The 6,632-nt window shown below is 43.8% G+C and carries 7 protein-coding genes; 3 read left to right on the top strand and 4 right to left on the bottom strand.

Features of this window, described 5'->3' with window-relative positions; translation table 11 throughout:
• Positions 1 to 664 (top strand): o-succinylbenzoate synthase (locus IQ270_RS14730; protein ID WP_193973930.1); only part of this gene is annotated, 664 nt, incomplete at its 5' end.
• Positions 646 to 2,070, top strand: a complete 1,425-nt coding sequence (locus IQ270_RS14725; protein ID WP_193973929.1) for a 2-succinylbenzoate--CoA ligase — start codon at positions 646 to 648, stop codon at positions 2,068 to 2,070. The genes IQ270_RS14730 and IQ270_RS14725, both read left to right, overlap by 19 nt.
• 90 nt (positions 2,071 to 2,160) lie before the next feature.
• Here the strand turns inward: IQ270_RS14725 and IQ270_RS14720 are convergent, their stop codons facing one another.
• The 4 genes from IQ270_RS14720 to IQ270_RS14705 all read right to left on the bottom strand — a co-directional run bounded on the left by IQ270_RS14720 (position 2,161) and on the right by IQ270_RS14705 (position 6,126).
• On the bottom strand, positions 2,161 to 3,132 hold the full coding sequence (locus tag IQ270_RS14720) for a putative 2-dehydropantoate 2-reductase (RefSeq protein ID WP_193973928.1): 972 nt from the start codon (positions 3,130 to 3,132) through the stop codon (positions 2,161 to 2,163).
• 390 nt (positions 3,133 to 3,522) lie between these two features.
• Complete coding sequence (locus IQ270_RS14715; protein ID WP_193973927.1) at positions 3,523 to 3,936, bottom strand: thioesterase family protein; 414 nt, start codon at positions 3,934 to 3,936, stop codon at positions 3,523 to 3,525.
• Between the two features lie 199 nt (positions 3,937 to 4,135).
• Positions 4,136 to 4,582, bottom strand: coding sequence for a tellurite resistance TerB family protein (locus tag IQ270_RS14710; RefSeq protein ID WP_193973926.1), 447 nt, complete (start codon positions 4,580 to 4,582; stop codon positions 4,136 to 4,138).
• A 239-nt stretch (positions 4,583 to 4,821) separates the two neighbouring features.
• Positions 4,822 to 6,126, bottom strand: a complete 1,305-nt coding sequence (locus IQ270_RS14705) for an ATP-binding protein (RefSeq protein ID WP_193973925.1) — start codon at positions 6,124 to 6,126, stop codon at positions 4,822 to 4,824.
• Positions 6,127 to 6,251: 125 nt separating this feature from the next.
• Between IQ270_RS14705 and IQ270_RS14700 the strand changes: the two genes are divergently transcribed.
• Positions 6,252 to 6,575, top strand: a complete 324-nt coding sequence (locus IQ270_RS14700; RefSeq protein WP_193973924.1) for a TMEM14 family protein — start codon at positions 6,252 to 6,254, stop codon at positions 6,573 to 6,575.
• Positions 6,576 to 6,632 lie beyond the last annotated feature (57 nt).

The following is a 6,632-nucleotide window of genomic DNA, read 5'->3' as shown; positions in this document are numbered from 1 at the left end:
GTACAGCGGTTTATTGCCTGCTGGTGAAACAGCTTTGCAGGTTTTGCCAATGCTTTGGTTAGAGGGATATCGCACATTTAAATGGAAAATTGGCGTTGCTGAAATTGAACAAGAATTGACGATTTTTCAGCAGCTAATTCAATCAATGCACGATTTGGGCGATCGACAAACATCACTTTTGCGCTTAGATGCTAACGGGGGACTCAGTTATTCCCAGGCTAAAACATGGCTGGAAGCTTGCGACAAAGTAAAAGCAACTCCCGACATTGCCGCAGACATTGAATTTTTGGAACAGCCGCTGCCGATCGCCCAGTTTCAGGAAATGGTAGAATTGAATGCTATTTATGCAACGGATCTCGCCCTAGACGAATCCGCAGCCAACCTCGATCGCATCCAAGAATGCTACAGCCAAGGCTGGCGGGGAATTTTCGTCATTAAACCTGCGATTTGCGGTTCTCCATCCCAACTCCGAAAATTTTGTAAAATTCACAATATAGACGCAGTTTTCTCATCAGTATTTGAAACCAAAATCGGCAGACAAGCAGCCTTAAATTTAGCAACAGAATTGTCTCCAAATAATAGAGCCCTAGGCTTCGGTACCGATAGCTGGTTCGACGACAATCAAGACACCTGGTTAAAGCATCTATGGCAAAAAGAATCATAGTAAATAGTCTGAATCCACCCTTTGAATTGCCCGATAATTGGCTTGTGGGTGGTGACAGCGGCGAATTTGCCCGAATTGTCGATCGGCAATTTCAACAAATCACCAAAAATCCCGCCCCAAAAACACCACCAAAAATTTGCATCGCAGAATCAGAACCCCTGCAATTTCTTGCCAGTTTTATCAGCGCCCGCGCCGCCAAATGCCCAATTTTTCTCTGCAATCCCAACTGGGTAAAACAAGAATGGGAACAAGTCTTTGATTTAGTCGAACCCGACCTAATTTGGGGACAAAATGCTGAGTTAAAAAAAATATTTCCCTCTCTTACAGTCCGCCAAGGCGGACTTCGTTTGTATAGCCGCGAATTCCATTCGCCTACTAAAAACGGTTTTGATACAATCGTGATTCCCACCGGCGGTTCATCGGGAAAAATCCGTTTTGCCATCCACACTTGGGAAACACTAACCGCATCAGTCCAAGGTTTTCAACAATATTTTAACCTTGAAAAAATTAACTCCTTCTGCGTTTTGCCATTATACCACGTCAGCGGCTTAATGCAATTTGTGCGATCGTACACCACAGGCGGAAAACTAGCAATAGGATCGTTCAAAGCACTAGAATCCGGCAAAAAATCTGATATCGAACCCGAAGAATTTTTCATTTCCTTAGTGCCAACTCAACTGCAACGGCTGCTGCAAAACCCAGATACAGCTAATTGGCTGTCCCGGTTTCGTACCGTACTTTTGGGCGGTGCACCCGCTTGGCCGGAACTTTTGGAAACAGCTAGAAACTATCAAATCAAATTAGCACCGAGTTACGGCATGACAGAAACCGCCTCACAAATTGCTACACTCAAACCCGAACATTTTCTGGCAGGAAACAACAGTTGCGGTCAAGTTTTACCCCACGCAAAAATAACTATTCGCAGTCCCCAGGGTGAGATTTTGTCCTCCAATCAAATTGGAAATATTGCAGTTAATGCTAAATCCTTAGCCTTGGGTTATTATCCTGAAAAATTTGGCGATAGCGAATATTTCCAATTAGACGATTTGGGATTTATCGATCGCAATAACTATTTAAATATTGTCGGACGCAGCAGCGACAAAATTATCACAGGCGGAGAAAACGTATTTCCTGCCCAAGTCGAAGCCGCCATTAGGACGACTAACTTAGTTACCGATGTTGCTGTAATTGGCTTACCAGACAAACAGTGGGGTCAAGTCGTGACAGCCATTTATGTTCCCGCTAATTCCGAAGTTACCGTCAAAACTCTGCAAGCGGCAATCGAAGACAAGTTGAGCAAGTTTAAGCGACCGAAATATTGGGTAATCGTAGAACAATTGCCGCGCAATTCTCAAGGTAAAATCAATCGAGAACAATTGCAAGAAATTGGGCTCAAATATCAATAATTATTAGGCGCAATCAATGCAGAAAGCAGAATTTTTCATGCTTATTTCTGACTCCTGACAACAGTCAACAGTCAACAGTCAACTGACTAATTACTCCACACCTAACAGCCTTCTCGTCCTCTCAGCTTCTTGCCTTTGAACATCCACAAACTTCAACATTCGGTAAAGTACCTCTATTTGTGGCAACTTAACACCTGCTTGTTGAGCCACCTGCATCGGATTGCCAAAAATCGCCTCAACTTCCAGCGGCCGCGATTCATCGTAATCGATTTTCATGCTGGTGCGGTAAGGCTTCATTTTGTGAGTGTGTTCTAGCATATCTGGGATAAAACTATCAGGAATAATCCGATCGCAACTTTTAGCCCCCGCTATCACTTCCGCCATGATTTCCTCAACTAACGTCAAAGTATTGGAATTAGCCATCAGTTCGTTTGTTCTCGCATTCAAAAGCACAGACAGCCCGTTATAAGGAATATTCCATACCAGTTTTTTCCACCTAGACAATAGCAAATCTTCGCTCATTTCTATCGGAATCTCAGCCAGTCGAAAATCCTTAGCAAGTTCTTTCAATCTGTTAGTAATACCGACGGGTTTGTAGTCTTCACCGTATTCGCCGAGCGTGATTGTACCGTAATCTAGGTGGCAGATATAACCGGGTCTAACTTTATAAGTACACAGAAAACACAGCCCGCCAACCACTCGTTCTGCACCTACAATTTTAGCTATTTGCGGTTCTGCATTCAGTCCGTTTTGCAAAACTAAAACAACGCCGTCTTCCTTTAATAAAAAAGGCAATATTTTGGGTAATAAATGATTTTGAGTTGTTTTCAGCGCTACAATTACTACGTCGCACTGAGGCATTTTGCGCGCGTCGTGGTAGGCGCGGACTTGCGGGAGGGTGAAATCACCTTCAGGAGACTCGATTACCAAACCCTGTTTCTTGACGAATTCGTAATCGCTCCGCAGCAAAAAATTCACTTCTAAACCTGCTTTTTGCAGTCTAGCACCGTAGAATCCGCCTAAAGCTCCCGTACCGATGATGGCATAATTGCGATGTGTCATAAGAAGAAGTAATTAGTTATTAGTTGTTGGTTGTTAGTTGTTGGTTATTGGTTATTGGTTATTTGTTGTTTGTTATTTGTTGTTTGTTATTTGTTATTGGTCATCATTCATCAGTCATCAGGAAGAATGCTTAGAGTTTATCGTTTTTTGTTGGTCTGTATTTTACGTTTAATTAAGTGGAACTATAGCGGTTATCAAACAAGTGAGGATAGCCCTATGCGCTATGCCCTATGCCCTATGCCCTATGCCCTATGCCCTATGCCGCATAGTACCTCATCTTTCTGAAAAAGGCTATACTTAATATAAACAAGTCAGAAGAACTTTTTAACTAAACAGAAATTTGACTGTCATTCCCTGCTATTATATAAAATATTGAAGTCAACTAAAATCTCAACTCTCAAATTGCCTCAACCACTGGATTAGTTTGTCAGATAGCTGTTTTCTAGTTCGCGTCGCTGCATTGATGCAGACGTGCTTAGTCAGAGCTTTTGCCGCGCTTTTTCCTGCAACTTCCCCAGAAAATACTTGATAGGCAATTTCAAATTCATCGCCAGCAACTTGTTTGGGCGTTAGTTGAATTGTCAGCCGATCGCCCGCAAACATAGGGCGATAAAAATCTACACTAGCATGAATTACGGGCAAGGCAACCTCCGGATTGCTAAAAAATGTTTTGAGATTGATTCCCCATGCTGCTAGAGATGCCTCGTAAGCTTCATGGCACATCGCCAAAACGTTGGTAAAGTAAACGACTCCAGCAGCATCAGTATCTTGGAAGCGAACAGTGCGGGTGTAATTGAAAGGCATTTCAAGCTGTTTTGAGTTGTGAGTTTAAATTAAAAACTTTTGTGTTTTTTAAACAGGATTTACGGGTGTCGAAACCCGGTTTCTACGAATATTTTTATTTGACAACTATAAATATCCGAATCAACCGGGTTTCTGAAGTTAGGGTGCGTAAGTCCTACTGAAGTCAAAACTCCTAAATTATTCTTTGCGACCTTCTTTTTTAACCTTTGTTTTTAATCAACATCACGTCTATAATCTTGAGGGCAGCTTCTTCGGAAAGTCCCAATGCACTGTAAAGATCGTTTAACAGTTGTTCTTCTTCTTCCGAAACTTCGCCATCTGCTAAAGCGATATCAGTTGTCACAGCAAAAACTGTTTCTTTGAGTTCGTCTGGAAGTGCTGCCAAAGCCGCATTAAACAGTACCTCGACTCCTTGCCGTTGCAGGATCGTCAGCAGCCGATCGAGCATTTTTCTCATCACGTCATCTGGATAGCTGCGGAACAGTTGCATCCGAGATAGCGTCATGCTAATCGCTTTACTTTCGCTGTCATTGATGTAACCGTCGGCTGCTACGGCAATTAGGGCGATCGCCGCAAATGATTCGGCAGGCCCTAACGTTACGTCCGTTTGTTTGCGAGTCTGCGATACTTTATCAAATAAACCCATGATATTTTCCTCATTATTTAGTGGTGGATTCATGGAGTCCAGACGGGCTTGGACTCTGGAGATTTCTGCGGGAATTTAGCCAATTATATCAAATCTTGTTAGTTATTTATTATCAAGAAAATTATGAAAAAATTAAGATTTTTTGTTGCGCCCTGTGGCGATACGGGGGCGGGTTTATTCAAAGCCTGAATTCCCTTGCCATCTCTCGCGTAAAAACCCGCCATCCCAGCCGGGGCGATCTACTTGTCAAAAAGCGCTAAATCTGCTTTCAGGAAATCAACAAACTGTCGCGCACTCCTGCCCGATCGCCCGTTGCGACGAGTTGCCCATTCCTTAGCCCGGTGATCCAAATCCGAAGCCGCGAGTTGAATTCCAGCAAGTTTTGCCAGATGTCGGACAATCGTTAAATAAGTATTTTGATCCGCCGGTTCAAAAGTTAAAGTCAAGCCAAAGCGATCGCTAAACGACAGTTTTTCCTGCACCGTATCCCAAGCGTGAACTTCATCTCCGTCGCGGGGGCGAGGCCTGTCATCAAAAAACTCTCGAATTAAATGTCGCCTGTTGGATGTGGCATAAACTACCACATTTTGAGAGCGGGCGGTGACATTTCCTTCTAAAACCACTTTCAAGGATTTAAAAGCATCATCATCTTCCTCAAAAGAAAGGTCATCCACAAAAATAATAAACTTTTGAGGAACTCCCCGCAACTTTTCGACAATTAGCGGCAAATCTTGCAAATCCGATTTAGAAACTTCAATCAATCGCAAATTGCGAGAACCAAATTCATTTAACAGCGACTTCACCAAAGAAGACTTACCCGAACCGCGACTGCCATACAGCAAGACGTGCAAAGCCGGATAACCCGCCAACAAAAACTCCGTATTTTTGACCAGAGCATCGCGCTGCCAATCGCAGCAAACCAACTCTTTCAAATTTATGCCATCGGGATGCGAAATACTTGCCAACTGCCCTCCACGCCACCCAAAAGCGCGATATTCGGCAAACAAACCCGTGCCAAACTTGCGGTAATATTCTGCCAAAGATTCCGCAGCGCCAGACCATTTTTCGAGTTTTTCGTGCAGCGGTTTATCGGCAGATTCTACTACAGTTTCGCAATGCCAAATCGGAGGCACTGCGTCAAGTTGACCCGCTACCCGCACCCACTTGCTCAACTGTTCGCTGCTGCATTCGTAAATATTTTGCAGCACTTCTAAATCGTGTCGGGCGGCCTCCACCAAAGCGGGCGGTAAACTGGCAAAATCTGTTTGCTGAGCCAGGCGAGAAAAAGGATTTTCGTTTTTGAGAATTTCCCAAATCAGAGAATCTTTCCAGCTCTGATTTTGCTCTGCCTGAACTTTGAACCAGTTGCCGTAAGCCACCTGAGAGTCCAAACCGCTGACTTCGCTGTGGTGGAGGGCTTGCAGCAAGTCGAGAAAAGCTCGAGCTGCGGGGCTTTTGAGAACAGATTGATACAGCAGCAGGGATGCCGCTTGGCGCTGGAGGTAACGGATTTGGGCGATCGCACTAGAATTTAGGGCTGACATAATGGCAATTCTATAACAGTTAGATATCCTGAACGGGTTTAATAAATTTTCTAACAATTTGTGACCGCAATTGCAGGTATAGCTGTATAAATTTAGATGAACTTGTGAAATTTTGAGGATTAAAAATGAATTTAGGTATAGCAGCGGCGATCGGCTACGGCGCTTTGACAGTGGTTGGGGGCATCATAGGTTACATCAAGGCCAAAAGCCAAGCCTCGCTAATTTCTGGCCTGATTAGCGGTTCGCTGCTAATTTTTGCCGGCAGCGCCCAACTCATGGGACAAAGTTGGGGTTTAACATTAGCAGCAGCCATCTCCGCTGTTTTAGTAATAGTTTTTATTTTACGGCTGGTCAAAACTCGCAAGTTCATGCCTGCTGGAATGTTGATTCTAGCTAGTTTTGCATCTTTGGGCGCGATCGTTTACGAACTTAGCGGTCAATATCAATAATTAGTTGACTGTTGACTGTTGGCAGTGGGAATTGGGAATTGGGAATTGGGAATTGGG

Source organism: Microcoleus sp. LEGE 07076 (assembly GCF_015207455.1).
GTDB lineage: Bacteria > Cyanobacteriota > Cyanobacteriia > Cyanobacteriales > Microcoleaceae > Microcoleus.
Note: the sequence above shows the minus strand (reverse complement) of the source record. Positions and strands in the feature narration are given on the sequence as shown.

What these genes read in the sequence shown, in the direction of transcription:
- IQ270_RS14725 (WP_193973929.1), top strand. Translation starts at nt 646, where the DNA reads ATGGCAAAAAGAATCATAGTAAATAGTCTGAATCCACCCTTTGAATTG.
- IQ270_RS14720 (WP_193973928.1), bottom strand. Translation starts at nt 3,132, where the DNA reads ATGACACATCGCAATTATGCCATCATCGGTACGGGAGCTTTAGGCGGA.
- IQ270_RS14715 (WP_193973927.1), bottom strand. Translation starts at nt 3,936, where the DNA reads ATGCCTTTCAATTACACCCGCACTGTTCGCTTCCAAGATACTGATGCT.
- IQ270_RS14710 (WP_193973926.1), bottom strand. Translation starts at nt 4,582, where the DNA reads ATGGGTTTATTTGATAAAGTATCGCAGACTCGCAAACAAACGGACGTA.
- IQ270_RS14705 (WP_193973925.1), bottom strand. Translation starts at nt 6,126, where the DNA reads ATGTCAGCCCTAAATTCTAGTGCGATCGCCCAAATCCGTTACCTCCAG.
- IQ270_RS14700 (WP_193973924.1), top strand. Translation starts at nt 6,252, where the DNA reads ATGAATTTAGGTATAGCAGCGGCGATCGGCTACGGCGCTTTGACAGTG.